General features: G+C 50.8%; 1 protein-coding gene. It reads left to right on the forward strand.

Annotated features, from left to right (window positions below; translation table 11 throughout):
• Window positions 1–192: 192 nt before the first annotated feature.
• On the forward strand, window positions 193–1,299 hold the full coding sequence (locus OB13_RS19355) for a glycosyltransferase family 61 protein (RefSeq protein WP_461491831.1): 1,107 nt from the start codon (window positions 193–195) through the stop codon (window positions 1,297–1,299).
• Window positions 1,300–1,485 lie beyond the last annotated feature (186 nt).

Here is a 1,485-nt window from a genome sequence, read left to right on the forward strand (position 1 = left end):
ACGAGAGTCGAAAAGAGCCAGCATCGCTGAGAGAAATCTGAAATAGTGTGGAGGCCATGAAAGAATCCAGATTTCTCATTGCATTCGAAATGACAAGGAGAAATACCTCTTCACTTTTAACTCTCTAACTTTCAAACTCAGAAACCTCACTAAACTAAAATATAGTATCTTTCCGCAACACATTGCTTGTCTATGCTCAAAAAGGCTTTTTTCAGGTTATTGCATGCCTTCGGCTATTACTTCCGCTATACCTCGGTGCTGCACCATCCGGGCCGGCAAACCCTGGCAACTAGCTATGTTCTGCGCTTCAATGAAGAAGAAACCACCTTCCTGGAGCAGTCGGCAGCCAGTTTCAATTACGCGATCGACTATAGCCTGGGCTACCGGCAGAAGGAGCAGTACCTGGTACGGCTGCAGGATGTGGAGTTGCTGGGCAATTCCGGCGCCGTGGTGCAGGAGGGAAGTCTGATCGTGGAATCGGTGTTTGAAGTGAGCCGGCTGGCCAAATCCAATGCCTTTAAAACACCTGACCCCATGCTGCCCAGGTATAAACAAGGCGTGTATACCTCCGTGCTGCACCTGCCTTGGGCCGATCACAATAATTTCCACTGGTTTTTTGACTGCCTGCCGCGGCTATACCTGGTCCTGCAAACTGTGCAGGAGCCAATCAAAGTCATCATGCGCCGTGACATGGCTGCATACCAACTCCAGACTCTGGCTTTCGTGCTGAGGGATTACCCTCTGGCGGAAATGGTCTACATTGGCAGGCACGAAAAGTGGCAGCTGGAGGAGTTTATACTTCCTGGTTTTATCACCAATACACAAAGCGGCTATCTGCCTTCCGAAGCCGGAGCTTGGCTGCGCGACAAGGTATGGCGCGGTTACAGCGTGCAACAGAGCAGCCGCAAAAAACGCCTTTACATTAGCCGGGCAGCTGCCAAAACCCGCCGTGTGCTCAATGAGCAGGAGCTGCTGCCCGTGCTCGCCAGGTATGGGGTTGAGGTGGTGCGGGCAGAGGAGCTGAGTTATCAGCAGCAGGTGCAGCTTTTTTTTGATGCAGATGTGGTAGTGGCTCCGCACGGCGCTGGCCTGACCAACCTGCTCTTCGCCGGGCAGTGCCAGGTGCTGGAGTTTCACCCGGCCAATCTGATCAAAACACATTATTTCCTGCTTTGCAAAGGCCTTGGGTTCAGGTATAGCGCAGTGGTAGGTACAGCAGGCGATACCTTGGAAAACTATACCGTGGATGTGCGGCAGGTGGAGCAGTGGTTGGGACAGCTGGAACAGGAAAGGCTTTAAAATCTGTTTCCTGATGAACCTATACCCAGCATACCTTCGAACAGTTTCAGAGAGATTTAACCCCGGACAGAAGTAAGATCACTAATTTTATCGGAGCGTCCTCACCTCAAACTACCTGACAAGCTGGGCCATACGTAAACTTTAGTAGGCTGATTTATAGCCGAATAAATTACAAATTTTATGGCT

This window comes from Pontibacter sp. HJ8, assembly GCF_054824225.1.